Source organism: Phyllobacterium endophyticum, assembly GCF_003010935.1.
GTDB lineage: Bacteria > Pseudomonadota > Alphaproteobacteria > Rhizobiales > Rhizobiaceae > Phyllobacterium > Phyllobacterium endophyticum.
In genome coordinates, this window is record NZ_PGGN01000002.1 from 257,983 (window position 1) to 284,709 (window position 26,727).

Consider the following 26,727-nt stretch of genomic DNA (forward strand, 5'->3'; position numbering starts at 1 on the left):
CGGCACTGGACCTTCTACGGGCGGTCGCCCCCGCAGACGGCAATTCAGCCCTGATAAACGACTGCACGTCGAATTGGTTCCTTCGATCTCGTCTGAAAACGACACATACTTTTAGGGGGAGCGACGATAGCCATGCGCGCGCGATCCACGCTAATGGTCCGCAGTCGGACCGTCAGCCTATGCGAAGCCTCGAGACAACGCAGAGGTCAAGCATTGCTCAAGGGAAGTAGCCTATGGCCTCGCCGAGTTTGACGAGGACGATATCTCCATCCCTTACCACCGAACCGGCGTTGGGCCAGGAGGGCATCGACCTGTATCTGCCTACGAGGCCCCGCCGCTCGGCTTCCGGCAGGAGCTGAAGATTTTCATAGCCGAGCAGTTTCATATAGGCCGCGATGCGGCCAGCATTGCCGTTATCCCAGGAAAAGAAGGAGCCGGCGGCAGATGAGGTCCTGCCGGTCCGAAAGACCGGTTTTGGGGCGGGCAGGCCTCCAAAGAAATCGACCTTGGTAACCTGCGTCAAGTCGGCGACAGACGCGATACGCTGATAGATCTGCGCTGCGGCGCTCCGGTCATGTTCCGCCACGAGATTCCTGACGGCCTGATACTGGCTTATAACCGCCACTGACTGAATGGTGAGAAGAGCAATTGCGGCGATCGAGACATAGCGGATCGCCTTGACGCGATCGTGAAGCGCCAGAATGGAAAGGGCCCATATGGCGATCGGCACGCCAAGCAATGCACGATCGGGTAAACCGCTGCCACCTGACGCGAAGGCGAGGCCCAACGGCACACTCATGAGCGACCCGACGAGGCAAAGGTTCACCCACGAACCGCGACTTCCAGCAATCGCCCCCATGACCACTACTACACCGACGATGAGGAAAGAGCCGAATACCCGCGGTGTGCCAAAGTAGATGTTTGCAGCCTGAAACGCCGTTTTGGCCAGTACCCACAGCGGCGAGTCCAGGAAGAGGTCCAGTCGCAGGAATTGGGCTACATAGCCGCCGGGCAGCAGGCCAAAGCCGAAGTAGAACAATTTCTGTATGGCATAGTTCAATAATGTTGCGGCGATCAGGATCAGGGCAGCCTGTACAGCCAAGCCTGTTCTGTCTTTGAGGTTTGCAAAAGAAGGGTTGATCAGCAGAAGCGCAATGATCATGGTCGGGTAGACGACGACGAAGGCCTGATAAGTGCCGATGGCCATGGTGAGCGCGGCGATTTCCGCGGCGACTAGCCAGCCAGGTGTACCGTTTTCGGCCCGCCTGGACTTTATCGCGAGGGCGGCGAGGGCGCAGAGAAGCAAGCTGACGCCGGCACCCGCAATGTTGGAGGGGAACTCCGCGATGAAGCTCCAGATGGGGAAGCCGCAGAAAATGGGAAAGGTCAGGAGCGTTCGCCAATCGAGCGGCAGGGAGCAAGACTTGAGGACCAGCAGGTAGGCAGCGCATGCCAAAAGGCCGAACAAGGCGATTGTAAAATAGGGAACGAGGTGCGGAGGCAGGATGAACGTGGTCAGGACATAGGCAAACCAGCGGCCCTGTGTAATCCAGTAATGATGGTTCGGGGCGATCGTCGTCCATTCGGCGTCGATCGTCAGTGGCATTGCGGTGAGCATGCGAAAGTAAACGAAGGCAAAGATAAGCCAAAGTTTGACAAAGTCGCTTGCCCGCTGCTCCAGATACATAAGAATATCCATAAAAAATAAATAATGGTGCCACTACCGCTGAGCCGTGTTGTTTGCAAGTGCCGACGTGGGTCCATTAGTCTAATGCCGGGTCGATGAGCGTATAAACATATTGACGAATGTTCCGGCAGTTCTCATTTTTCGTATTGCGGCACAAAACAAAAACGGCTATTCGGAATGCCGCAAGTGACGCTGTTCGCCATGAACTATGGTCACTTCACTAAGTAGTTAATTTCATTAACTATTTGACGTCGAGGCCTCGTGGCGGAGTGGTTACGCAGAGGACTGCAAATCCTTGCACCCCGGTTCGATTCCGGGCGAGGCCTCCAAAAAACACGCCTAACATGTTGATTGATATTACTGACGAACTTAGCTTTGTGGGCAAGGGCGGAATCCCACCTTGTAGCCTGATCAGAGTCTACCTGATCGGCTGGATCGACAGACTGCAAACGCAGACGCCGCTTGGGGCAAGCCTCGCTTGGGTTACAGCAACGGAGCATTGGCAAGCGACAAACCTTGACGGATTTCCAATAGCGTGCCGGCCGGGATGCAACAGCGATGTTCTGTGACCACACTGGTCTTCCGCCGAAGGTCTGTAGCGACGGTCATGACGCGCTTTTTGGCCAAACGGGCTATCGGGCCGATGCGTCCACCCCGTGAAATGCCTCGATGACCTTCTGTCCAAAGTCGTGGCTCCGCAAATGGGGCGTTGATCGCAGCTCCGCAGCCGTGAACTCATCATAGTTGCGGCCGCTGCGACACCTCGGACAGAGGCATGCTTTTGTGAAGAACACTTCTGACTGTATTTCAGACCTTATGGGCAATATTTTCTAAGTGGATCGCAGTTAACAAGAAAAATATACTGGTTAATAAAACAGGCAGTACAGGACATATAGTTCTTCTTATAAGCAATTTTTAAAAAGTCGTTTCTTTGTCTTTGCTTCCTTGTCGATAGCCTTCAAGCGGTCGGGGCAAAAGTAGTTCAGCCGGTCTGAAGCTGCCCCCTTTGCAAGAAGGATAGATATTCATGCGCAAGCTTATTCCCGCCGCTCTTTTCGGAATAGCCCTGGCTTCAATGTTTTCAGCTGCGCATGCAGATGAAAAGAAGGTGGTCATCGCCTATCAAACCGGAGCATCTCCCTATGTTGCGGGCATTGCCGATGGCAATATCGCAAAGAAAACGGGCTGGGACATTGAGTTTCGCCGCTTTAACTCCGGAGCCGATATATTTGCAGCGATTGCATCCGGCGACGTGCAGATCGGCGACGTTGGTTCAAGTCCGTTCGCAGCGGCTGTCAGCCGAGGCATCGATGTGAAGGCTATCTATATTACCGGTGGCGCAGGCGATGGTGAGGCGCTCATTGTCCGGCCGGAAATCAAAACACCAGCCGATCTGAAGGGTAAGAAGTTTGCTGCTGCCCCGGTCTCGACTGATCACTACCAGTTATTGGCCGTTCTGAAACAGGAGGGGATCAGTGAAAAGGAAACGCAGATTATCGCGATACCGCAACCGGAAATCGTTGCTGCCTGGAAGCGCGGTGACATCGACGGTGCCTTTGTCTGGGATCCTGCACTGTCGGAGCTAAAGAAGGACGGTCGCGTTTTTCTGACATCCGGACAGGTTGCCGATCGCGGCGCTCCAGTTTTCGGGGCTTTTGTGTCGACTGGCGAATTTGCCGCCAAGAACCCGGAATTCGTCTCTGACTTCGTTCATGTGGTGGATGACTATTACACCTCATATCAGAACGACAAAGCTGCATGGGGACCAGACTCCGAGAACGCAAAGCTGATCGCAAATCTTCAGGGTGGGACAGCCGCGGACAATGCGGAACGGTTGAAAGCGACTGTGGTGGTCCCGATTTCCGAGCAGATTTCCAGCAAATGGCTCGGTGGCGGCAACGAAGGTGGTGTCGCCAAGGTCCTGAAGGATACTGCAGGGTTCCTGAAGGACCAGCGCAAAATTACGGCGATCAAGGACAGCTATGCAGAGTTTGCCGATCCGAAATTTGCGGCAACAATTGTCTCTTCCAACTGATCCTTCCCCTGCAACCCGAACGTGACCGCAGGGCTCGCGGTTGCGTTCCTACCACGTAAAAAGGGGTTAGTCGTGCTTCAGATTCGCAATGCCAGCGTGCGATTTCCCGCTGCCGATGGCAGTACCGTTCATGCGCTTGATCACGTATCGCTCGATATTCCGCCCTCGTCGATAGTGGTGGCGCTCGGTGCTTCTGGATGTGGAAAGTCCACGCTCCTCAATTCCATCGCCGGCTTCCTGCCCTTGACTGAGGGTTCGATTACGCTCGATGGCGTTGAAATCAAACAGCCGGGCGGCGACCGGGGTGTAGTGTTTCAAAAGGATACGCTCTTGCCGTGGGCGAATGTGATCGACAACGTTGCTCTTGGCCTCAAATATCAGGGCGTGCCGAAATCCGAGCGATACGAGAGCGCCCGCAAACTTCTGCGGCTTGTTGATCTCACCGAGTTTGCAGATAAGCCACCCTATGAACTTTCCGGAGGAATGCGGCAGCGGGTCGGCATCGCGAGAGCACTCGCCACCGACCCGAAGATACTGCTGATGGACGAACCATTCGGCGCACTCGATAGCCTTACCCGGGAGACCATGCAGCAATTGCTGGCATCGTTGTGGGCGCGAACCGAGAAGCAGATATTCTTCATCACGCACTCTATTGAGGAGGCCCTTATTCTTGGCACCGAGATCGTTGTGATGTCGCCGCGTCCCGGCCGCATCATCGCGCGCTACAGCGCCGATTTCGTCAGGCAGTTCGCAGAAACAGGCGACATTGGTCCGATCATGTCCGATCCGCGATTCATCGAACTGAGAGAAGCGATCCGCGACCTCATCCACCGTCCGGACACCAGAGGCTTTGGAGGATTGCAATGACGATTGCAGCTGATCACCGCACCGATATCCCTGCTGAAGCTGCCAAAAACTCAAGGAGGCGGCTGCCTGCTACCGAACGCGGTACGCTCGGCATCAGCGTCGCAACATTCTCTGTTCTTGCTGCATTGTGGCTTGTTGCAACGAAGTACCACTGGGTCTCTTCGCTGTTTTTTCCGTCGCCTGATGAAGTGGTACGTCAGTTTGTCGATGTTGCGACGTTTGGCTACGCCGATGGATCGCTGCTGGACCATGTTCTGTCCAGCCTTGGACGCTTGTTCGCAGCTCTCCTCATCGGCGTCGGACTTGGTATTCCTGTGGGTCTGGCTATGGGCATCAACCGGTGGGCACGTGGTGTTTTCAGCGTCCCAATCGATCTTTATTGGGGCCTTCCTCCTCTCGCCTATCTGCCTCTCCTTATTATCTGGCTCGGGATAGGAGAGACGTCGAAAATCGTCCTTTTGACCTTATCCACCTTCGCTCCGATTTGTTTTTCGGCGCAGGCCGGCGTGCGATCGGTTCCGCCAGAACGTGTGAATGCTGCGCTTTCACTTGGCGCCAATCGCGCGCAAATCTTCACGAGCATCATTCTGCCGTCTGCCTTGCCGGAAATCCTGACTGGTCTGCGCATCGCAATTGGTGCCGGGCTCAGTACGTTGGTGGCCGCGGAGCTCATCGCTGCCCGCTCGGGCATTGGCTATATGATCATGTCTGCGGCCAATTTTCTTGCGATCGACGTCGTTTTTGTTGGCCTCATAGTCATAGCTGTACTCGCCTTCACATTTGCCTTCCTGATGCGCTTGCTGGAGCGACGACTGGTTCCCTGGAAGGGCAAGTTGTGACCCGACCAACGCGTTATCATATCCCTCGAGAGGCTTGAAAATGTCCCGGACCGCACCACTTGATCTTTATTGGTATCTTCCAACCCATGGTGACGGTGCTTATCTTGGCACCGACGAGCGCCACCGGCCCGCAACATTCGGTTACATGCGCGACATCGCGCAGGCTGCGGACAGGCTCGGTTTCAAGGGGGTTTTGCTTCCCACCGGAACGCGCTGCGAAGATGCATGGATCACAGCCGCCGCGCTTATTCCACTAACCGAACGTCTACGTTTCCTGGTGGCGTTGCGGCCGGGAAGCGGTACTCCTTCTCTGTTTGCGCGACACGCCGCTGCACTCGACCGAATTTCTGGCGGTCGCGCGCTCGTGAATGTCGTCACCGGTGCGGATCCCGCAGATCTTGCTGGCGACGGTAACAAGCTCTCCCATAGCGAACGCTACGAACAGACAGATGAGTTCCTCACCATCTGGCGCCGGATCCTTTCCGGTGAACCCGCAGACTTCGAGGGGAGGTATCTATCAGCGCAGGGAATAGAGTTGTCCTTTCCGCCTGTTCAGCGCCCACACCCTCCGCTGTGGTTCGGCGGATCATCCGACTCCGGCATCGCGGTCGCTGCCAAACATGCCGACACCTATCTGAGTTGGGGTGAACCTGTCGGTCTGCTCGCGGGAAAGATAGAACAGGTCAAGGCAAGGGCCAGCGAAGCCGGCCGCACCATCCGGTTTGGTCTGCGCATTCACTTGATTGTACGGGAGACAGAGGCGGAAGCTTGGGCGGCGGCGGACAAATTGATCAGTCATGTCACCGACGATCTGATCGCAGAAGCCCAGCATCAGTTCTTGAATGTTTCTGAATCTGTGGGCCAGAAGCGAATGGCCAGCCTGCATCAGGGCAGTCGTGACAAGCTCGTCATCGGCCCCAATCTATGGGCAGGATTTGGCCTTGTCCGTGGCGGCGCCGGTACCGCCCTTGTTGGCAATCCCCAAAACGTGGCCGAACGCCTGCGCGAATATCAGGAGATCGGTATCGAAACAGTGATTGCGTCTGCCAACCCGCATCTTGAAGAAGCGTTCAATGTTGCCGAACTGTTATTTCCGGAGCTCGGGATCACCGGTGAGGCTTCAAATCCAGAACGTGGATGGGACCTGGAATTTGGTCGCGGCCCTAGCGCTTTATCGCCTGCACGCTCATCTGCCCGGGCGGCATCAGCACCGCAGGAAACGATCGTATCGAAGCTGCCCGCATGACCTAGCATCCGAACGCATACACCAGTGCTCGAAGATACGACCGTGCCTTTTCCATATGAGCAAGGGCAGGCGGCTTTAGCCCGCAGGCATTCCTTTTCAGGTCACCAAAGCCCATACTACTCGAGAGCTAATGGAGGATTGCACGACGCTGGTAGCCGGCAACGGGCGTGTTGTGGCGGCCGCTGGCCTTGGCATTGGCAACGGTATCAAAGAATATCAAGCTGGCCGAAATTCTGGTCGCGACGCATGTCAGCCCCAACCCGTTAGCACTGGCGGACGCTGGCGTGAACCTCAAGACCCTTCTACGAGCGCGCGGGGCGGAGTGATGCGGATCGCCAAAGCAGCAACTTCTTGACCCGGTGCGAGTTAGGAGCGTCAGGAGGCAACTGCCATGCGACATCCAGATATGACAGACAAAATCAGTTCGAAAAGGCGGGGCGATGCCGTCAATGTCCTCCGACGCAACGATGACGGCTCGGATGAGAATTGGGTGCAGGCAACAGTCGTCTCGAACTTCGAGTCGGTTATCACCGTGGAATATTCAGACGGTGTGAAAGAGGTCATACCATGGGTGTCAGGCAGGATTGGCGTCGATGTTGCCGGCAGAGCCGGATAGGAAATCGAGCCAAGGTCACCTTTCTCAGAGTCTGCCGCCTGGCGAGGCTGGCGGTCTGCGCGTGCCGGAGTTCTCAACGACCGCCAGACAATCAAACCGTCCTGCGGCAACGTTCCTCGATTAAATCCATAGCATCCGGTGAAGCACGAGAAGAACGAACGTTTTTCGAAGCGTCCGTCTGTATAAAATCCTCATAACCCTGATACCCTGCCCACCACGTTGTGGCTTTGCTTCAGCCCCGGCCTTCGCCGAAGACTGGCGTTATCGGCTCGGAGCCAGCAGCGCATCTCCACAGATGTCCCGCTAGAGCGACAGAGCTATTCCAGCCGTGGCCGAGGAATGGTCATCTCACGAGCGGCTAGTCAGACCTCACGTTTGGCTTGCTGGGAGCTTGGCGGTCTTTCTTGTTCTCCTTCGCATCCGATTTGAACGTCGCATCGCCGTCCTTCTTGCCAGATAAGACGCGCGGATTTGCACTGGAAACTCCATCGTTGTCGCCCCCGTGCTGAGTCTTGGCGAATTGACCTTTGGCGTCGGTTTCCGGTGACTTTTGAGTTGATTTAGCCATTGCGACCTCCTGTTGCCAAGAAACCATTTGCCGCGGGGAGGGTTCCCTGGCGCTACGATCTATCAAGAGAATGGCGATGACACAGGCTGCCTTTACCGCTCTGCCCCTAGATGATGGCAGTTATGTTCATGCACTCCGCGACACGTATTCGACAGAACAACATCTGCTCGTTTGCGGATGTCTCAATTTCGATGCCGCGGCTGATTGCGAGATGGCAGTTCGCTATGCCTGTTCAATACGCTTGAGTACCGATCCGAGGGCAAGCGTCAAAGCTTCCGGTCCGCCATTTCGGGTAAACTCCGCCAATACCTGCTCATTCAAGCCGCCTTTCGTCGAAAACTCGGAGGCCATTGCCTCGAACGTTTGCTCTTTCGATGAGTTGGCGACGTTGGAAAGACCGCCAAACAGCTGTCTTAGATACAAATTGGCCTGATCGTAGGGCATTCCTTGCGCTTCGAGCCACCGGGCGCTTGTCTCCATCAGGCCGAAATACGTGGCCATCAATGCACTCGCGGTGCCGAAAAGGTTATACTGCTTGAGTTCTTTCGCCTGAACCGCAGTTCCCAGGGAAGAAAACAAGTCGGCTATGCGATCATTGGGCGGGTATATTGCCGTTGCTCCACGCAACTCGGCGACGAACGGAAGGGGAATTGCCCTGTTGATGGTCGCCGGCACGCCAATCCAGCTGGCAAGTGCTTCGATCTGGACGGCAGCAACGAAACTCACCACATGCTGTTGCTCACGAAACCTGAGCTCTCGCACCACGTCTTCGGCAATCTGCGGCCTGATTGCGAGAAACACGATGTCGGCGCTGTCTACGACCTCCTGATTGCCGGCACCCACGCGTACGGTTGGAAACGTCTTTGCGAGGCGGGATGCCACGTGTTGATTGCGCGGCGAAACGATCACCCCGTCGATATCCGTCCTCGATTTCATCAGGCCTGTGACGACAGCTTCGGTTATGGCACCCGATCCCACAAAGCCTAGTTGCATCGCTCCTCCGATCTGACGTGTCCGGTATCATAGGCCGATCAACATGAGAAATCGACCGGCTTTCACAGATCAGGCCGGAGCGGCTATGGCAAGTACAACGGCGATGATCACCAATAGCGGTCCCATCCATCTGAAATGGTTCACAATATTTGCAAGCCACGCATTTTTCTCGCCGGGGCCCGGGATTGGAAAGGAAATATAGCGGAACCCTACGGCGGTCATCCACAACCCTGCACAGAGCATGATGAACTCGTCGATATAAGCTGCGATCATGGCTGTCTCCCCCACAGTTCAATAACAGCCCCGGTGCCCGGGACGTACGGTGACTCATGAGAATCGCCGGACGGCGAGATGATATGTGCGGCCAGCAAGACGGGCAAGCCGATCGAAAGCTCATAGCAGGAACTGGTGGCACTACTTACCGCGTTGCAGGCTTTCTATTTGTCGAATCGGGTCCTCCACGGCGACCCAGCCGGTGGACTGGAGCTTGCTCGAGCTTGCCACGAGGTCACGGTACAGCCTCTGTTTTCGGTCGTTTTGAGCGGTTATTTGCGCGACCAGATCGAGAACATGGTCGGGAAGGGAAAAAAGCATGGGGCGGTGGCCCATTCCCCGGCGCATGGCCGAAATCATTTCGCCGAGCGTCAAGGAGCGCTGATCCGCAACGATGAACACCTCGCCATCCGTCTTCGGTTCCTGCAGACAATGGATGATGGCCGCGCAAAGGGCGGCGCGGTCGAGCAGCGATCGTCTGCCGGGCAGTGATTTCAGCGGGAGCGGTACGGGCAGCGCCGCGAGCCGCGCCAGTTTGGCAAGATTGCCGGTTGCGGCCGGACCGTAGACGAGAACCGGCCGCAGGATCGTATAGTTCCGGCGAGGCATGGCGGCGGCGATCTCGGCTTCCGCAGCGAGTTTCGCCCGTCCGTAATCATCCGTCGGGTGCGGCGGATCGTTCTCGCAGATGACGCCGTCGAATACGCCGCCGCACTGCGCCCGGATCGAAGATGTGAAAACGAGTTTCCCGCTTATCATCTTGTCGGCAGCCTGAGCCAGTCTGGCGGTCAGCATGCAGTTTGCGGCATGATATTCCTCGGCCGACACGGATGCACTCGCATGGTGAATGGCCGCCAGATGCACCACATGGTCAACATCCTCAAGCAGGTCTTCAAAGGCGGTGAGGGGGTCGTCAAAAGAGGGCAATTGTAGCACCGGAAGCCTGCCGGGGCGGGTGTTGCGTGAAGCCTGGGTCACACGATAGCCAGAGGTTTCCAGCTGTCTGATCAGTTCGCTGCCGATAAACCCCGATGCGCCCGTCACAAGGACATTTTTCCGCCGGAGCAGGCTCGTTTCATGGCCGAAATTCTGAACGACCTGTTTATTCATCGCCGACGGACGTCCTGCTCTAATATATGCTCAGTCCCAGTCGATCATTCGGATCATTCGAAAAAACATAGGGTCGATGGTCCTCCATTTGGATCTCACTGGAACCAAGCTAAAACAGTGGTTTACGCAAGTGCGTGCCTGCCGCTATCTTAACCGGCAGCGTGACTTAAAGTTCCGGTCAAATTGGTGGGTAAGCCGCCTTGAGTTCCCGATCTCTCAATGCGGGATTTCAATGTAAAAATTCGAACAGCTCGCACCTCATGCCACTGAGATCACGACCTTCCCCTTCGCGCGTCCCGTTTCGACATATTCAAGCGCCTCGTTGGTTTTTTCGAACGGGAAGATACGGTCCACGACAGGCCTGATCGCACCTGCCTCGATCAATGAGGTGATCTGCGAGAGCTGCCCACCGTTCGCGGTCATGAAAAGGAAGGAATAGCTGACGCCGCGATGCTTTGCTTTTCTCCTGATGCCGAGGCTGAGGAGGCGCATGACCTGTTGAAGCAGCCAGTTGGAGCCATTTGCCTTGGCAAATTCCCGGTCAGGCGGACCGGAAATCGAGATCAGCTTTCCTCCCGCCTTCAGTACAGCGAGTGAATTTGTCAGTGTGTCGGTGCCCAAGCTGTTGAGCACGACGTCATAGTCCCTCAGAACCTCTTCGAACTCATCCCTCTTGTAGTCGATCGCGACATCGGCGCCGAGGCTTTCGACGAGCTCGATATTTGCCGTGCTGGTGGTCGTCGCCACTTGCGCACCAAGATATTTGGCGAGCTGGATGGCGATCGTGCCCACGCCGCCGGAGCCGGCATGGATCAGGACCTTCTGTCCTTTCTGCAGGTTCGCCCGCTCGACCAGCACCTGCCAAGCTGTCAAGGCAACCAGTGGTATCGACGCCGCTTCCTGCATGGTCAGGTTGTTGGGCTTCAATGCCACATCGGCCTCGTCCATCGCGATATATTCCGCAAATGTCCCGATGCGATCCTGGGCGGGCCGCGCATAGACTTCGTCACCGGGCCTGAACCGCCGGACGCCGGATCCGACCCGGGCCACGACGCCCGCTACATCATTGCCAAGGATCAATGGCAGGCGATATGGCAGGATGAGCTTGAATTCTCCGTTCCTGATCTTGGCATCCAGGGCGTTCACACTGGCGGCATGGACCTCAACCAAGACGTCATTCTCCCGCAACTCCGGCTGCGGATGATCAGCGAGGCGGAGGGCGCCGCCCTTCTCATATCGATCGATCAGGAAAGATTTCATGGAACGCAACTTTCAGATTTAGCAAGGGGGCGAAGCCACATGGTGTCGCTTTGAGCGTTTCAGTTGGGGAGCCGAACGAACTTCCGCAGGTTCTTGTCGACAAACGATTCCGGCATGAAGCGACGCATCAGACGAACCTGGCCCGCCACCTTGCCGGAAGTGTAACGCCTTTTGGGCGCGGCCGCATTGGCGGCTCTCACAACCGTTGCCGCGACAATCTCGGGTGCATCGCCCTTCTCGATGATTTCCCGCATCAGTTGCTCCGCGAAGTCACGGATAGAGTCGTAGAAGGGGAGCGGCTGGTCCGGGCGGGTGAGGTTTTCCTCGAAGGACGTGCGCGTTGCGCCGGGCTCGACGAGCACAACGCGGATGCCCTGCGTGCGAACCTCATGATCGAGTGATTCCGAATAGCCCTCGATTGCATGTTTGGTCGATGCATAGAGGGCGTTGTAAGGAGCTGGAACCAGGCCGAATATGGAACTCAGATTGATAATGCGGCCGCTGCGCTGATTTCTCATTACGGGCAGGACGGCATTCGTCATCCGCAGGACGCCGAATACATTCACGTCAAACACAGCTTTCGCCTGAGCCGCAGAGGATTCTTCTGCGCCGCCGAGCAGGCCGATACCGGCATTGTTGACGAGCAGATCGATTTGTCCGGTCCGCGCCATGACATCGTCTACGACCGCCTGAACAGATGCATCATCTGTCACGTCGCAGACCAGCATCGTGATCCCGTCCGCCGCGTCGGGCATCTGTTTGCGGCTGGTTCCAAATACGCGATAGCCATCGCGCCGCAAGGCCCGAGCGGTTACCAGCCCAATTCCCGAGGAAGCGCCCGTGACGAGGGCTACGCGGGGTTCTGTCTTGCTCATCTTCGTCTGCCTTCAATTTGTTGTGGAACATTGATGGACAATCAGTTACTATCATTTTCGTACTAAGTCACTATCAAAAAGATATCGACATGAAGAATCTTTCAAACCAGCCATGCCTGATCGCCCGGAGCCTCGCTCTCGTGGGGGATGCGTGGAGTATGCTGATCATGCGGGATGCCAATACGGGCCTCACCCGATTTGATGAATTCCGCAAAAGTCTTTCGATCGCGCCGACAATGCTGACGGCGCGGCTTGCAACGCTGACTGACGAGGGGTTGCTGGAGAAGCGACGCTATTCCGACCGCCCCCCGCGCGACGAATACGTGCTGACGCAGGCTGGACGTGACTTTCTGCCGGTCCTTTTTGCGATCGGCGCATGGGGAAGCAAATATCGCAGTGGAGGTGAGGTGACGCGGTTTTTCGATGCCGAGACCGGAACCGAGATCGATCCGGTCACCATCGACCGCAGGACCGGCGCCCCCGTCGGTACGCGCCCGATCAGGATTGTCGTTCCCGAGCGAGAGGGCTGAAGCTTTGACGAAAAGGAGCCGGGCCTGGAGCCCGGCTCAGTTTCCATGGGAGGGCCAGGAAAGAGGGGAGTATTTCCTGGACGGGGGGCCTAACTGGTAACCTGAGCAAACGTTCCCAGTTTATTTTCTGCGGCCGACCTCGAATGTCGGAACCTCCAGCCGCTCTGGTGACTACAACCGAAGTTGAACAACCGAGCCGATCATCCGAAGCCGCGTCGTTGCTGCACGGCAACAGGTTCAAGCTTTCTTAAGCAACAATGAGAATTGCCGATACAACCTATTGATGTACTTCTTGAATGCCATAGGTTGCAGTTCCAAGAGTAGCATCAAGGGGCAGGTCGGTGGGAAGAAGCGGCAGCAGTGAAATATTGGGCACACGAAACGCGCTTCTTGCCGGGGTGTGCACTTCGGCATTGGCGATTGCCTTTTCCATATCTCCAGCTTCGGCGGGTGATTACACGGCCAGTACCGACGCGGAGTTGCGCCAGGCCATTGTTGATGCGAACGCAGATGGCGATCCGAATGCGACGATTGTGCTTACCGGTGACTTCGCGGTGGCGAACAGCGTTTTGCCGTCGCCTGCCAAACCCATCACGATCGATGCGCAAAGTTTCACACTCTCGGGTTTCTATAATGTGGCAACCCTGACAAGTCGGGGGGCCGTGTCGTTGACTGGTCCTTTTCCGGCAGGGGCCCAGTTCGCATTCGCCGGATCACTGGTTGGCGGCAGCGCCGGTCCTGCTGGCACGACAAGTGGACAGGTCGGAATGTGGCTGAATCAACGAATGACGGTAACCAACAATGGAACAATCACTGGTGGGGCAGGCGGTGGAGCGGGCGGAAGCGGAGGGCTTGGCGCCAAGGTTGGCTCGAATGCATCGCTGAGCAACAACGGCGTTATTCAAGGAGGTAATAGCTCAGTTGCATTCGGTGGCAATGGCATTGATATAGGCGGTCCTTTAGGAACCTCGACACTGATTAACAATGGAACGATTCGCGGTGGCAATGGGCCTCTGAATGGCACGACGCCGACAGTGGGGTCCGCACTATATGTCCGCATAGGAACCGGAACCATCGTCAATAACGGTACGATTGAAGGCGGGGGCGGGGCGACCGCAATCGTGAACAACACAACCGGTGTCACTTTGGACCTCATCAATAGCGGAACCATTCGCGCTGGGAGCGGCCAAGCCAATGCAATTCTGCTTAACCCAGGAGCAACGAACTCACTGATCCTTGAACTCCAATCCGGATCGGTCATCGAAGGCAATGTCGTCGGCAATGCAACAGCGACGACTGACACGCTGAGGCTTGGTGGAGCGGATGACGATGTCTTCGATGTCTCGACCATCGGCCCGCAATACCAGAATTTCGACTCCTATCAGAAGGTCGGTGTCAGTGCCTGGTATCTGACCGGCACCGGTGCCGCCGTGACGAACTGGGATATACAGGAGGGCGGCCTGGCCATCGGCGATGGTGGCACGAGCGGCAGCATCGTCGGCGACATCACGCTGAGCGGTGGTGCGCTGGGCTTCAACCGGTCCGATACGGTGACTTTCGATAACGCCATTACGGGTGACGGGACCGTCGTGCAGATCGGCACCGGCAAGACGATCCTGAATGGCGCTTATACCTATAGCGGCCTGACGGCGGTCGGCCTCGGCACTCTGGTCATCAATGGCTCGATCACCACTCCCATGCTCGTGGCTCCGGACGGTACACTCGGCGGCATCGGCACGATCTTCGGTGACACGGATAACGAGGGGACGATTGCCCCCGGCAATTCCATCGGCACATTGACGATCGACGGCGATTATACGGGCAGCGGTGGCCTGCTCGAGATCGAAACAGAGCTTGGCGGCGATGCCTCGCCGACCGACAGGCTGGTTGTGACCGGCGCAACCTCCGGCAGCAGCGATGTGAAGGTGATCAATGTCGGCGGCGCAGGTGCAGCGACTGTCGAGGGCATCAAGATCGTCGACATTGGCGGTGCTTCCAACGGCACATTCTCGCTGCTCGGAGATTATGTGATCAACGGCGAACAGGCGGTCGTTGCCGGCGCCTATGGCTATACATTGCACAAGAACGGCGTTGCAACGCCCGCCGACGGCGACTGGTACCTGCGTTCTCAATTGACCAATCCCCCGACAAATCCACCGACCAATCCACCTACCAACCCGCCTACGACACCGCCTACGATACCGCCGTCAGGCCCGATCTACCAGCCGGGAACGCCGCTCTACGAAGCTTATTCGCAGGTGCTGCAGAAACTGAATGGCCTGTCGAGCCTGCAGCAGCGTGTCGGCAACCGCTACTGGGCGGGGGCAGGCAACAGCGCGCTTGCACAGGGCGATGGCCCCGGCACGCTGGAAGCTGCGCCGATGGCTTCCGAAGGCGGCGATATCATCACCAATGCGCGCGGCATCTGGGGGCGGATCGACGGCGCGCATGGCAGGTTCGAGCCGAGGACTTCGACGACGGACGCGGATTACGACGTGGATACCTGGAAGGGCACGGCCGGTATCGACGGCCAGTTCCACGAGAGCGACGCCGGCAGGCTCATCGGCAGCCTCAGCGCGCATTACAGCCATGGCTCGGCGGATATTTCCTCGTTCTTCGGCGATGGTTCGATCGACACGGACGGCTATGGTCTTGGCGGCACGCTGACCTGGTATGGCCAGAACGGCTTTTACCTCGACGGTCAGGCGCAGGCGACCTGGTATGACAGCGATCTCAGGTCGAGCACGCTTGGTACGAACCTTGCCGAGGGCAGTGACGGCTTCGGCTATGCGCTCAGCCTCGAGACGGGCAAGCGCATCGGCCTGAACCAGAACTGGACCCTGACGCCGCAGGCGCAGCTTGCCTATTCCAGCGTCGATATCGACGACTTCACCGATCCGTTCGGGGCAGCGATCTCCTTTGGCAGCGGCGACAGCCTCAAGGGCCGTATCGGGCTTTCCGCCGATTACCAGAATGCCTGGGAAGACGGCGCCGGCAGGATGACCCGCACCAATCTCTATGGCATCGCCAATCTCTATTACGAATTCCTCGACGGCACCGACACTGACGTCTCGGGCGTGAACTTCGCTTTGGAAAACGATCGCACCTGGGGCGGCATCGGCGCCGGCGGCAGCTATAACTGGAACGACGACAAGTACTCGCTCTACAGCGAGCTCTCGCTCAATACGAGCCTGTCCAATTTCGCCGACAGCTATAGCGTCAATGGTACGGCAGGGTTCAGGGTGAAATTCTGAGGAGATATTTGCCCGATATTGGTCCTGTGGCGGACAGCAACCTTTTGGGATACCGGTCGTTCACCGGGCATGGAAGAGCTCACATTTCCAAGGGTATTCGTCATCGGCCCGCGTGTCGACGAGAGTCGAGGGCTGAATTCCGTACCTGCGGCCCTGGCTTTCATGCTGGAACATTGGCCGGGCGATACAGGACCGAAAAAAGCAGCGGCGCTTGAAACATTGAGGCGAGCGATCGCAGGAGATGCTTCAGCGGAGGAAGCTCGAGCGGACTTCGTGCATGCTGCCGATGAAGCCGGAATCCTCGCCCCGCCTGTCGCGTCGGGATAAAATCACACTTTTTCTTTCCGGCGCTGGAACCTACACCGGACTTTCGGGTTTGCTGCCCAACTGAGCAGGAAGCCATGGTCGAAGACAAAAGCCCAGGGAACGCTGCAATGCCAAAACAGCGGTCACACCGTCATGAGCTGCGTGAAGCGCTCCAGACGCACTATAAGGCCGTGCCCACGGACCAACGCTTCCGTGACTTGCTGGAGCGCCTCGATCAAACCGAGCAGGAGAAGCGAAGCTTCTGACCGGTCATGTGCCGCGCGACCAGAAAGCTGCAATCAGCAATAAACTGCTCACCAGCCATAATGCGATGATGACGGCCGCGCCGATGCGACTGACAGGCCGGCGTTCTGCCGCGTCGGCTCTCGCCCGGAACTCCGCCATCAACGGCCGCGGCACCATGCGAACAGCCGCGAGAATGCCGAGAGGAACAATGATGATATCGTCGAGATAACCGAGGACCGGAATAAAATCCGGGATGAGGTCGACAGGCGAAAGCGCGTATGCCGCAACGCACCCGGCGAGAAGCTTTGCATACCATGGCACGCGTGGATCCCGTGCGGCGATCCACAGGGCGACCACATCGCGTTTCACCAGCCGCGCCCATGTCTTCGCCTTTTCCAGCCTTTGGCGGAATGTCATGGCGAATCAAACCGTCCTTTCCCTACACCTACACCTGCACCAGCACATTGCACGATGCACCATGCCCGTAGCTTGTTTCAACCGGGCTGCGGCATCTTCGATCTTGACGCGCCGGAACGATGTTCGCATTTTGTTCTCATGACGAAGACGATTACAACGCTGGGGCAGGCCGCCCGACACGGTATGCTGGTGCGATCCCGGTGCCTGACGTGCAACAAGTCTGCAAGCTTCACGGCTGGCAGTCTCGCTGAAATGTTCGGCCATGGCCGCGACATAAGGAGCCTCAAGTTCAAATGCAGGGACTGCAACAGCACCAAATGCGAGGTGTTGCCCTACGAGGAGCTTTCGAAACGCCCCGCAATCCCGAAACCCGTTCAGGTGCAAACCGGCACAAGCGACAATGGCACAATCGGCGCGTTGATCGACAATGGCTACAAGCTTTGGGCGCATTGTTACGAATGCCGTCATTCCCGGAAAATGGAGCTCGCGCTCCTGGAAGCCAGGCTTGGGAGAAGTCACAGCGCCATGCACAAGGACCTTGCCCCGAAACTCAAATGCTCGGCTTGCGGATCAAAGAATCTCGGCCTGAGTGCAACGCCGTACTGACATCAGCTGGAACGTCGCTCGGAATATCTGCGGTACACGCCTTTGCCGGCCTTCTTGGCAATGTAGAGCGCTGCGTCGCCGCACCACAGCAGGCTTTCGGGCGTATCGCCATCGCGCGGCGCCAGCGCGGCGCCGATCGTGACACTGATCGCCACGGGCTCCGGCCCACCAAGATCATAGGGCTGTGAAACCGACCCAATGATACGATCCGCAACGCTTGCAACCTCGTTGGCCGTTACCTGCAAGAGGACGATGGCGAACTCGTCGCCGCCCATGCGATAGACGACATCGCTCTTGCGCAGGCAGGTTTGCAGGCGGTCCGCCACGAGCTTCAAAAGACTATCGCCTTCGGCACGCCCATACTGGTCGTTGAATTTCTTGAAGCCGTCGAGATCAATACAAAGAATAGCGAACTGAAGCCGGTCATCGAAGTCGCTTTGGGCATAGGAACCACAAAGACTGTCGAGATGATCTTCAAGTGCGGCCCTGTCCGCCAACCCCGTCAATTCATCCTGGCTTGCAGGGAAATCGCTGAATCCCTTGATCTCAATCATCTGCTTTGCATTCCCACTGGTTGCAGAACGACTCCCTTCTGCAAGTATAGAATGACAGGTGCAGCCAATACATTCAATCCCGCAATAGACCTAGGGTTAAACGCCGTCGTTCAAAGGTGGTGCGCGGACACATCATGCGGCAAATATCGCCAGCGAGGCGCTGGCGCCCGTTAGTCATTCATTGACGCTGATGGAATTTTTTGCCACATCCAGTGACAAATATCGCTTCTGGTGACGGACGGGTAACCATACGGGCTTTAAAGTCTGTGCCTGATCGTCAGGAGCATGTCACGCGCCCGCAAATCCTTTCCTTGCGAGTGCCTTGAAGAAAGCTTGTAGACCATGACGCTGAACTTTGAAGACCTGCGAATCAAGATGGTCGACAATCAGTTGCGCACGACTGATGTCACCGACAAACGCTTGCTCCAGGCCTTTCTCGACGTGCCGCGCGAAAAATTCGTGCCTGAAACCCGGATGCCACTCGCCTATATCGACGACGACGTGCTTGTCGCCGACGGCCGTTACCTGATGGAGCCTTCGCCTTTCGCCAAGCTGGTCCAACTCGCCAATATCCAGCCGGAAGATGCGGTGCTCGACGTTGGATGCGCTACCGGCTATTCCTCTGCAGTGCTGTCGCGCATAGCCCGTTCTGTCGTGGCAGTCGAAAGCAACACGGACCTAGCCGCTCAGGCGCGCTCGAATCTGTCCAGTCTGGGCTATGACAATGTACGGGTTGTCGACGGGCCGCTGCCGAGCGGGTACGCCGCCGAGGGACCCTACGATGTAGTAATAATTGAGGGTGGCGTTGACCACGTTCCTGCGTCATTATTTCAGCAGTTGAAAGACGGGGGACGGCTTGTGGTTGTTGAGGGTGTGGGAAACTCTGGAAAATCAATGATTTACGTGAAAAACGAGGGAATCGTTTCCGGACGCCGCGCATTCAACTCGGCCGTTAAAACGCTCCCAGGTTTTGAAAAACTAGCTGAGTTCGAGTTCTGAAACCCGTTGCACGTGAGACAAAACTGCAACGGTTGGCCACTTTGTTCGCATTTTAGGGAATGCCCCAGTGGTCAACCCGGAATTTGGCGGCTATCTAAAGCGCACTGTCGAACCGAATGGTTCGGTCGGAATTGAAAGAATGAAGGGGTTTATAGTGTTCATAGCGGGCAAGCGATTTTTAACCGCAGCGCTGTTGTCAGCCACGGTACTAACCTCTACGCCTTCGATGGCCGAGACGATTTTCGGAGCGATGGCCAAGGCCTACGAGAGAAACTCCACTGTCAATGCCGACAGGGCGGGCGTACGCGTAACGGACGAAGGCGTGGCGATTGCAAAATCCGGGTACCGCCCGACTGTATCGGCGACAGGAAACCTGTCCAGCACCTATACGCGGCAAGATGGGGGCGCGAGCGGCCGTGCCGACATCGGGCAATTCGGCATCGAGGTCAATCAGCTGCTGTTCGACGGGTTCACAACGCGTAACACAGTCGCATCTGCAAAAACACAGGTGCTCGCAGCCCGTGAAAACCTGCGCAACAGCCAGCAGAACCTGCTTTTCAGCGCCGCGCAAGCCTATATGGACCTGTATCTGGCACGGCAGATCGTGGTGCTTCGACAGAAGAACCTCGAATTCCTCGACGAACAGCTACGCGCTGCACGCGCCCGTTTCGACGTAGGTGAAGGAACGCGGACGGACGTCGCACAGGCCGAAGCATCGAAAGCTTCGGCGATTGCTACGCTGAGCGCGGCAAAATCCGATGCTCAGATCGCCGAATCCACCTATATCCAAACTGTCGGAGCAGAGCCGGGTCGTCTCAGCCCGGCTGCGATGGCGTCGAAATCCTTGCCGAAATCCATGGAACAGGGATTCAGCATTGCCACCAACAATCATCCGGCGATCCTCGCCACGCAGTTTGCGGTCGATTCGGCGGGATATGACGTAAAAGCGCGGGAGGGGCAGCTTCTGCCGCAGGTGAGTCTCAATGGCGCGATCACCCGCAATGAGATCTTTGCGCCCGGCATCGGTAACCAGACGACGGACTCGACGCAAGCAAGTGCGGGTATCCAGGTGACAATTCCGATCTATAGCGGCGGCAGGACATCGGCTCAGGTTCGTCAATCCAAGGAGACACTGGGTCAGCGGCGCATCGAAGTCGATGTGGCACGCGACCAGGTTCGCCAGGCTATTGCCCAGGCCTATTCGCAGATGGCATCGGCGAAGGCGCAGATCATCGCCCAAAGATCGGTGGTTGCAGCAGCGGAACTCGCCCTCAACGGCGTGATCGAAGAGCGCAAAGTCGGCCAGCGTACGACGCTCGACGTGTTGAACGCCCAAGCCGATGTGCTGACCGGACAGGTCAGCCTTGCCCAGGCGGAGCGCGACAGCGTGGTGGCGAGCTACGCCGTCCTGCTCGCCGTGGGACGCCTGAATCCGAGCCAGATCGGCTTGCAGGTTGCCGAGTATCGTCCCGAAGAGCATTACGAGGCCGTGAAGGACAAGTGGATCGGCCTGCGCACGCCAGACGGCCGCTAGGCAACGAAAATAATCCTGTGAAAACCGAACTTTGCCGTCGGGGCATGTCCCCGGCGGCAAAGTGCATTTCGGCCAGGTTTCACAAAAGTCTGTGGGTTAGGCCCAAACAATCCCCGCGGGGATTCTCAAACGCAATGCAAGCCTCTACACTGGATACAGATTCGTTGCTGCGCAATGAAACAAGATGTAGTGGGCAAAGTATCATGGCACAATCATCCAGCGTCGCACGGGAACCCTCGATGGAGGAAATTCTCGCGTCGATCCGCCGTATCATCGAGGAAAGCGATACGGGGCGTCCCGAAGAAGCGGCGCCTCAGCCCGTCAACTCCGATGTGCCACCGCGTGCAGCGATTCCAGAACTTCCGCCTGCGGTGCACGCAGGCGAGGAGGCCGAGCTTCCGCCGCGCCAGGGCATCGCCGTGCCGCCCGCAGCGCCGCGCTCCTATTCAAGCGCATCCGAACGCCCTCTGACGCCAATGCGATCCGGGCCGATCGAGCGCGAAGCTTCGCGGCCCGAACCGCTTGCCAAAGCCGAGATGGTGAAGGTTCCGGTCGAATCGATCGAGCCGGCGAGCACAGTCGATGCGAACGATGCGTTGGGTGGAGATGTTCCGGAGGCCCTGTTGTCACCGGAGGTTGCGCCGGAGTCGCCGGCAGAGGAGGAATTCATCGCCGAACCCGTCGATGTGGCGAGTGACGCCGGTTCGCCGCAAGCGGACGGGGCCATGCGAGCGCCCGCCGTCCAACATACGAAGACTTCGGAGGACGAGGAAGTATCGATGGACCTCCAGCGCGCCCTTGAACCGATCCTATCCGAAACTGTCGAGCGGCAGGTGAGCGCGTCGTTCGAGGATTTGTCGTTCGCGGTACGAAGCGAGCAACGGCGGTCGTTCGACGAGATCGCCCAGGAAATCATGCGGCCCCTGCTACAGGAATGGCTGGACAACAATCTTCCGACGCTTGTCGAACGCCTTGTGCGCGAGGAAATCGAGCGCGTGGCACGCGGCGGGCGGCGGTAACAGGATTCCATGGTGTCCACGCCATGGCCGTCTTTTTGCAATCCGGTGCTGGACAATTGGTCACTACCGATTGACGTGACACTCGTTGGCAATGCTGCTGTGCGTGGTTCGACAAGCTCACCATGAGGGATGCAGAGAATTGCCAGGTGCCGTGTTCTGCATGGTCTGCCGTTGGCGATGCTGCTGTGCGTGGTTCGGACCGCGCGAAACAGCATTGCAGGCCAAAAATACCTGACATCTCAAAGTCGTACCCAGTGCAATATCATTGACTTGAGCCCCGTCATTGGGTTTACACCGTAGCCAATCCCCTTTTCCGCAAATGACGGACACTTTCGCATGCTTGAGAAGACCTATGATGCCGCGGCCGTAGAGCCTGAGATCGCAAAGCGCTGGGACGAGGCCGATGCGTTCAAGGCGGGAGCGGGTTCGAAACCCGGAGCGGAGGCATTTTCCATCGTAATTCCGCCGCCCAACGTGACGGGCTCGCTGCATATGGGACATGCGCTGAACAACACCATTCAGGACATACTCGTGCGCTTCGAGCGCATGCGCGGCAAGAACGTGCTGTGGCAGCCAGGCATGGACCACGCCGGCATAGCGACGCAAATGGTGGTCGAGCGTCAGTTGATGGAACGCCAGCAGCCGGGCCGCCGCGCGATGGGCCGTGAAAAGTTCGTCGAACGTGTATGGGAGTGGAAAGCCGAATCGGGCGGTATGATCGCCGGACAGCTCAAGCGTCTCGGCGCATCCTGCGACTGGTCGCGTGAGCGCTTCACCATGGATGAAGGCCTGTCGAAAGCCGTGCTCGAGGTTTTCGTCACGCTCTACAAGCAGGGATTGATCTACAAGGACAAGCGGCTGGTCAATTGGGACCCGAAGCTTCTGACGGCGATCTCCGACATCGAGGTCGAGTCGCGCGAAGTCAAGGGCAACCTCTGGCACTTCCGCTATCCGCTGGAGAATGTCGCTTTCGATCCGGAAAATCCACACACATATATTGTTGTTGCAACAACGCGCCCCGAGACGATGCTGGGCGATACGGGTGTTGCCGTCAATCCTGAGGATGCGCGTTATCACGCACTTGTCGGCAATGATGTGGTTCTGCCACTTGTAGGCCGCCATATCCCAATCGTTGCCGACGAATACGCTGATCCGGAGGCCGGGTCAGGCGCGGTCAAGATCACGCCTGCCCATGACTTCAACGATTTCGAGGTCGGCAAGCGCAACGATCTGCGCCAGATCAACATTCTTCACACGGATGCATCGATTTTCCTAAGGGAAAACAACGATTTCCTCGAAGGTCTGGAGAAATCGAGTCAGCTCGACCAGCTGATACATGCGCTGGACGGCAAGGATCGTTTTGCCGCGCGCAAGCTGATTGTCGCCATGATGGAAGAAGGCGGCTACCTGGAGAAAATCGAGGATCACACCCATTCGGTACCGCATGGCGATCGCGGCGATGTGCCCATCGAGCCATACCTGACTGATCAGTGGTATGTGAATGCAGGTGAATTGGCGAAGCCCGCCATTGCCAGTGTCCGCGAAGGGCGGACCAGCTTTGTGCCCAAGAACTGGGAAAAAACCTATTATGACTGGATGGAAAACATCCAGCCCTGGGCGATTTCACGGCAGTTGTGGTGGGGCCATCAGATACCGGCGTGGTACGGGCCGGATGGTCAGGTTTTCGTCGAGCGCACGGAAGAAGAAGCGCTTGGTGCCGCCGTTCAGCACTATCTTGCGCATGAAGGTCCGATGAAAGCCTTCGTTCAGGATCTGCTTGAAAATGGCAAACCGGGCGAGATTCTGACGCGCGACGAGGACGTGCTCGACACATGGTTCTCTTCGGCGCTTTGGCCGTTCTCGACCTTGGGTTGGCCAGACGAGACGCCGGAGCTATCAACCTACTATCCAACCAGCGTCCTCGTCAGCGGCTTTGACATCATCTTCTTCTGGGTGGCCCGGATGATGATGATGGGTCTGCACTTCATGGACAAGGAGCCTTTCCACACAGTCTATATGCATGCGCTTGTCCGCGACAAGAACGGCGCCAAGATGTCGAAGTCGAAGGGCAACGTCATCGATCCATTGGAGTTGATCGACGAGTACGGCGCCGACGCATTGCGGTTCACGCTTGCAATCATGGCGGCACAGGGCCGGGACGTGAAACTCGATCCGAGCCGCATTGCCGGGTACCGCAATTTCGGTACGAAGCTGTGGAATTCGACGCGCTTTGCCGGGATGAACGGTGTTGCGCGCGATCCATCTTTCCAGCCGGAAAATGCGAGCCTGACTGTCAATCGCTGGATCCTGACAGAACTGACCAACACGGTGCGCGATGTCACGGACGCAATTGCCAGCTATCGTTTCAACGAAGCGGCGGGCGCTGCCTATCGCTTCGTCTGGAACCAGTTCTGTGATTGGTATATCGAGCTGCTGAAGCCCGTATTCAACGGCGAAGATCCGGAAGCCAAGGCGGAGGCGCAGGCCTGTGCGGCCTATGTGCTCGACGAGATTTACAAGCTCCTGCACCCGTTCATGCCCTTCATGACCGAGGAATTGTGGACGCTGACCGCGGGCGAGGGCCGGAGCCGCGAGACGTTGCTGTGCCACGCGGGTTGGCCGGAGCCGGACTTCGCCGACGCCGAGGCTGCCGCCGACATCAACTGGCTGATCGACCTGGTCACGGGGATCCGTTCGGTGCGCGCCGAAATGAATGTTCCGGCATCGGCCGTGGCACCGCTCGTCGTGATCGGCGCCAATGCGCTGACGAAGGAACGCTTGCAGCGCCACGACGCTTCGATCAAATGGCGGGCGCGGGTCGAGTCCATCACATTCGCAGACGCTGCGCCAAAGGGCTCGGCGCAATTCGTCATCGGCGAAGCTACGGCGTCGCTGCCGCTCGGCAGCTTGATCGGTGTTGGTGCGGAGATAGCGCGGTTGACAAAGGAAGCCGGCAAGATTGCCGATGAATCCGCCAAGATCATCAAGAAACTCGAGAACGAGAGATTTGTCGCCAACGCCAAGCCGGAAATCGTCGAAGCCGAGCGTGAGCGTCTCATCGAGCTTCAAGCCGCGGCGGAAAAAATCGACGCTGCCATAATGCGGGTGCGCGACGCAGGCTGACACGTTCAGAGGGAATCGCCAGCGCGTGTGAGATAAGGACAATGGTCCCGATCAACCGACACACGCGTTGCTCCGCGCGAGTAACCGCCCAATCCCGCCGATGAAAAGCCGCAATTTTGTCAATTTTGCCGGCCGTTGCATTTGCGCAACATTGCCGGATTCGGCGGTAAAATACCGCTGATTTGCCTGTAACTATTTCGGATTAGGCGCCAGAAAGCCGGAATCCTTTCTACTAAAGTCCAAAAACAGCCGGTTTTTCGTTTTTCCGATGGGGAGAAGAGGATGCCGCAACTCGCAAACCCGTTGCACGTGTTGCGTGTGATTTGTACGTATTACGTATTGGTAACAATTTTCCTGAACTGTGGGGATCAGGAAGTTTCAAGGCTTCGGGAGGGACTTAATGTCTAGAGCGATTTCAACGATTTTGGGTGGTGCACTGCTTTTGACGAGCGTGGCCTCTGCTGCACAGGCCGGTGGCCTCGAGCGCAATGGCTATAATTGGGACCTCCTCTTCGATCAGGAACGCTTTGCTTCGGAAGCCGGCGTGATCTACGTCATGCCCGATCGCAAGATCAAGAATGCGGTGGACACCAATCCGCTGAACGGTACAGGGTCGGACGGTATCGGCGGGGGAGCCACATCCGTTGACGAGACGCCCAACTACACTGTGCCGCGCTTCGGTGCGAAGGTCGGGCTCACTCCAGAAGCCGACTGCCTGGCGACCTACAGCCAGCCATGGGGCGTTCATACCAATCCCGGATATGACTGGGTTGGCGCGAACGAAAACATCGAAACCAAGATCAAGAGCAACGATTACGGCCTGACCTGCTCCTATAAGTTCGACATGACCAAGGGGTATGTCCGCGCCATCGGCGGTGTCTCCTATCAGGAAGTCTCAGGCTTCAAGAGGCGGCTCGTCAACGGCCTGCTTGCCCAGACGCCGTTCGCCGCAGCCGGCTTTGATGGAACCGGACTTCTCGACCTCGAGGCGGATGGTGTCGGCTGGCGTGTTGGCGCTTCCTACGAGATTCCCGAAATCGCGTTCCGCGCCAGCCTTATCTATAATGCCGAAATCGATCTCGGGCAGATCAACGGCACCGTGGACCTGACCGAAATACCAGCCATCCTGGCAGGACCGACCGGCAATCCATTTGTGGGCCAGGTGACCGACGTTTATGGCACGGCGACGATGCCTCAGTCCGTCGAATTCAAGTGGCAGACAGGTATTGCTCCTGATTGGCTGGCATTCGGAACGGTGAAGTGGGTCGACTGGAGCGTTCTCCAGGTCGTCGCTTTCTGCCCCACCGTCACGAAGTCCCTCGGTAGCTGCGGACCAAGCTCACCCTTCCGCCTGACCTCCCTCGATCTGATGTTCCAGGACGGATGGACGGTTTCAGCCGGTATTGGCCACAAGTTCAACGAGCAGTGGAGCGGATCGGCACAGATCAGTTGGGATCGCGGCACGTCCACCGGCCTGACCACACAGACCGACACCTATCTGTTGTCCGGCGGTGTTGCCTATACGCCCAACAAGAATGTCGAGCTTCGCGTCGGCGGTGCCGTGGGCGTGCTGACGGCAGGCTCATTTGGTCCGACGGATTGCCCGGGCAACCAGCCATGCGGCACGGAAGTGACCTACGACTTCGGCGATGATTTCGTGTCGGCGCTGTCGATCTCGGGCAAGGTCAAGTTCTGAACTGCCGGCAACTTTTTTGAAAGCGGGAACCCGGTCGAAAGGCCGGGTTTTTCTTTGCATACTATGTTGAAAAC

Annotated in this window: 23 protein-coding genes and 1 tRNA gene; 15 read left to right on the top strand and 9 right to left on the bottom strand. The window is 57.5% G+C overall.

The features are described from left to right. Positions 1 to 217: 217 nt before the first annotated feature. The gene (locus CU100_RS09155; RefSeq protein WP_170113784.1) at positions 218 to 1,687 is read right to left on the bottom strand and encodes a glucosyltransferase domain-containing protein; all 1,470 of its coding nucleotides are present in this window, start codon (positions 1,685 to 1,687) and stop codon (positions 218 to 220) included. 255 nt (positions 1,688 to 1,942) lie between these two features. On the opposite strand from CU100_RS09155, the gene CU100_RS09160 reads away from it, so the two are divergent. The 6 genes from CU100_RS09160 (at position 1,943) to CU100_RS09190 (ending at position 7,290) form a co-directional block, all read left to right on the top strand. Then, positions 1,943 to 2,016: transfer RNA gene (locus CU100_RS09160), tRNA-Cys, on the top strand. Between the two features lie 698 nt (positions 2,017 to 2,714). Next, a complete protein-coding gene (tauA, locus tag CU100_RS09165; RefSeq protein ID WP_106716299.1) occupies positions 2,715 to 3,722 on the top strand; it encodes a taurine ABC transporter substrate-binding protein in 1,008 nt (335 codons plus the stop codon). Positions 3,723 to 3,794: 72 nt separating this feature from the next. Next, a complete protein-coding gene (locus CU100_RS09170; protein ID WP_106716301.1) occupies positions 3,795 to 4,589 on the top strand; it encodes a taurine ABC transporter ATP-binding protein in 795 nt (264 codons plus the stop codon). Further along, positions 4,586 to 5,428: an ABC transporter permease subunit gene (locus CU100_RS09175; protein WP_106716303.1), complete on the top strand. Its 843-nt coding sequence runs from the start codon at positions 4,586 to 4,588 to the stop codon at positions 5,426 to 5,428. Before CU100_RS09170 ends, CU100_RS09175 begins: the two co-directional genes overlap by 4 nt. A gap of 40 nt (positions 5,429 to 5,468) precedes the next feature. Next, a complete protein-coding gene (gene ssuD / locus CU100_RS09180) occupies positions 5,469 to 6,674 on the top strand; it encodes an FMNH2-dependent alkanesulfonate monooxygenase (RefSeq protein WP_106716304.1) in 1,206 nt (401 codons plus the stop codon). 391 nt (positions 6,675 to 7,065) lie between these two features. After that, complete coding sequence (locus CU100_RS09190) at positions 7,066 to 7,290, top strand: hypothetical protein (RefSeq protein WP_106716305.1); 225 nt, start codon at positions 7,066 to 7,068, stop codon at positions 7,288 to 7,290. Positions 7,291 to 7,648: 358 nt separating this feature from the next. Here the strand turns inward: CU100_RS09190 and CU100_RS09195 are convergent, their stop codons facing one another. The 6 genes from CU100_RS09195 to CU100_RS09220 form a co-directional block, all read right to left on the bottom strand. Continuing rightward, the gene (locus tag CU100_RS09195; RefSeq protein ID WP_106716306.1) at positions 7,649 to 7,858 is read right to left on the bottom strand and encodes a hypothetical protein; all 210 of its coding nucleotides are present in this window, start codon (positions 7,856 to 7,858) and stop codon (positions 7,649 to 7,651) included. Positions 7,859 to 8,080: 222 nt separating this feature from the next. Next, on the bottom strand, positions 8,081 to 8,851 hold the full coding sequence (locus CU100_RS09200) for a pyrroline-5-carboxylate reductase (protein ID WP_106716307.1): 771 nt from the start codon (positions 8,849 to 8,851) through the stop codon (positions 8,081 to 8,083). 69 nt (positions 8,852 to 8,920) lie between these two features. Next, positions 8,921 to 9,124 (bottom strand): hypothetical protein, encoded by a 204-nt coding sequence (locus tag CU100_RS09205; protein ID WP_106716308.1) that lies wholly within the window; start codon positions 9,122 to 9,124, stop codon positions 8,921 to 8,923. Positions 9,125 to 9,265: 141 nt separating this feature from the next. Further along, complete coding sequence (locus CU100_RS09210) at positions 9,266 to 10,234, bottom strand: NAD-dependent epimerase/dehydratase family protein (protein WP_106716309.1); 969 nt, start codon at positions 10,232 to 10,234, stop codon at positions 9,266 to 9,268. A 258-nt stretch (positions 10,235 to 10,492) separates the two neighbouring features. Then, entirely contained in the window at positions 10,493 to 11,494 is a 1,002-nt protein-coding gene (locus tag CU100_RS09215) for an NADP-dependent oxidoreductase (protein ID WP_106716310.1), read from the bottom strand. 59 nt (positions 11,495 to 11,553) lie between these two features. Then, complete coding sequence (locus tag CU100_RS09220; protein WP_106716311.1) at positions 11,554 to 12,369, bottom strand: oxidoreductase; 816 nt, start codon at positions 12,367 to 12,369, stop codon at positions 11,554 to 11,556. Positions 12,370 to 12,458: 89 nt separating this feature from the next. Here CU100_RS09220 and CU100_RS09225 point away from each other — a divergent pair, with 89 nt between their 5' ends. The 3 genes from CU100_RS09225 to CU100_RS09235 all read left to right on the top strand — a co-directional run bounded on the left by CU100_RS09225 (position 12,459) and on the right by CU100_RS09235 (position 16,480). Next, positions 12,459 to 12,899: a winged helix-turn-helix transcriptional regulator gene (locus tag CU100_RS09225; RefSeq protein ID WP_106716312.1), complete on the top strand. Its 441-nt coding sequence runs from the start codon at positions 12,459 to 12,461 to the stop codon at positions 12,897 to 12,899. Positions 12,900 to 13,267: 368 nt separating this feature from the next. After that, positions 13,268 to 16,153: an autotransporter family protein gene (locus CU100_RS09230; protein WP_245418977.1), complete on the top strand. Its 2,886-nt coding sequence runs from the start codon at positions 13,268 to 13,270 to the stop codon at positions 16,151 to 16,153. 69 nt (positions 16,154 to 16,222) lie between these two features. Next, a complete protein-coding gene (locus CU100_RS09235) occupies positions 16,223 to 16,480 on the top strand; it encodes a DUF982 domain-containing protein (protein WP_146141821.1) in 258 nt (85 codons plus the stop codon). A 249-nt stretch (positions 16,481 to 16,729) separates the two neighbouring features. Here CU100_RS09235 and CU100_RS09240 read toward each other — a convergent pair whose 3' ends face one another. Next, positions 16,730 to 17,122: a YkvA family protein gene (locus CU100_RS09240; RefSeq protein WP_106716314.1), complete on the bottom strand. Its 393-nt coding sequence runs from the start codon at positions 17,120 to 17,122 to the stop codon at positions 16,730 to 16,732. A 138-nt stretch (positions 17,123 to 17,260) separates the two neighbouring features. Here CU100_RS09240 and CU100_RS09245 point away from each other — a divergent pair, with 138 nt between their 5' ends. Continuing rightward, the gene (locus CU100_RS09245; RefSeq protein ID WP_146141822.1) at positions 17,261 to 17,728 is read left to right on the top strand and encodes a hypothetical protein; all 468 of its coding nucleotides are present in this window, start codon (positions 17,261 to 17,263) and stop codon (positions 17,726 to 17,728) included. 2 nt (positions 17,729 to 17,730) lie between these two features. Here the strand turns inward: CU100_RS09245 and CU100_RS09250 are convergent, their stop codons facing one another. Next, positions 17,731 to 18,282: a GGDEF domain-containing protein gene (locus CU100_RS09250; RefSeq protein WP_106716316.1), complete on the bottom strand. Its 552-nt coding sequence runs from the start codon at positions 18,280 to 18,282 to the stop codon at positions 17,731 to 17,733. Between the two features lie 342 nt (positions 18,283 to 18,624). Between CU100_RS09250 and CU100_RS09255 the strand changes: the two genes are divergently transcribed. The 5 genes from CU100_RS09255 to CU100_RS09275 all read left to right on the top strand — a co-directional run bounded on the left by CU100_RS09255 (position 18,625) and on the right by CU100_RS09275 (position 26,653). After that, positions 18,625 to 19,281, top strand: coding sequence for a protein-L-isoaspartate O-methyltransferase family protein (locus tag CU100_RS09255; RefSeq protein ID WP_106716317.1), 657 nt, complete (start codon positions 18,625 to 18,627; stop codon positions 19,279 to 19,281). A 139-nt stretch (positions 19,282 to 19,420) separates the two neighbouring features. Further along, positions 19,421 to 20,815, top strand: coding sequence for a TolC family outer membrane protein (locus CU100_RS09260; RefSeq protein WP_106717194.1), 1,395 nt, complete (start codon positions 19,421 to 19,423; stop codon positions 20,813 to 20,815). A 203-nt stretch (positions 20,816 to 21,018) separates the two neighbouring features. Beyond that, a complete protein-coding gene (locus tag CU100_RS09265) occupies positions 21,019 to 21,834 on the top strand; it encodes a DUF2497 domain-containing protein (protein WP_170113785.1) in 816 nt (271 codons plus the stop codon). A 336-nt stretch (positions 21,835 to 22,170) separates the two neighbouring features. Continuing rightward, positions 22,171 to 24,957 carry a valine--tRNA ligase gene (locus CU100_RS09270; RefSeq protein ID WP_106716319.1) on the top strand — a complete coding sequence of 929 codons (2,787 nt, stop codon included), beginning with the start codon at positions 22,171 to 22,173 and terminating at the stop codon, positions 24,955 to 24,957. Positions 24,958 to 25,357: 400 nt separating this feature from the next. Further along, complete coding sequence (locus CU100_RS09275) at positions 25,358 to 26,653, top strand: OmpP1/FadL family transporter (RefSeq protein ID WP_106716320.1); 1,296 nt, start codon at positions 25,358 to 25,360, stop codon at positions 26,651 to 26,653. The last annotated feature ends 74 nt before the right edge of the window (positions 26,654 to 26,727 follow it).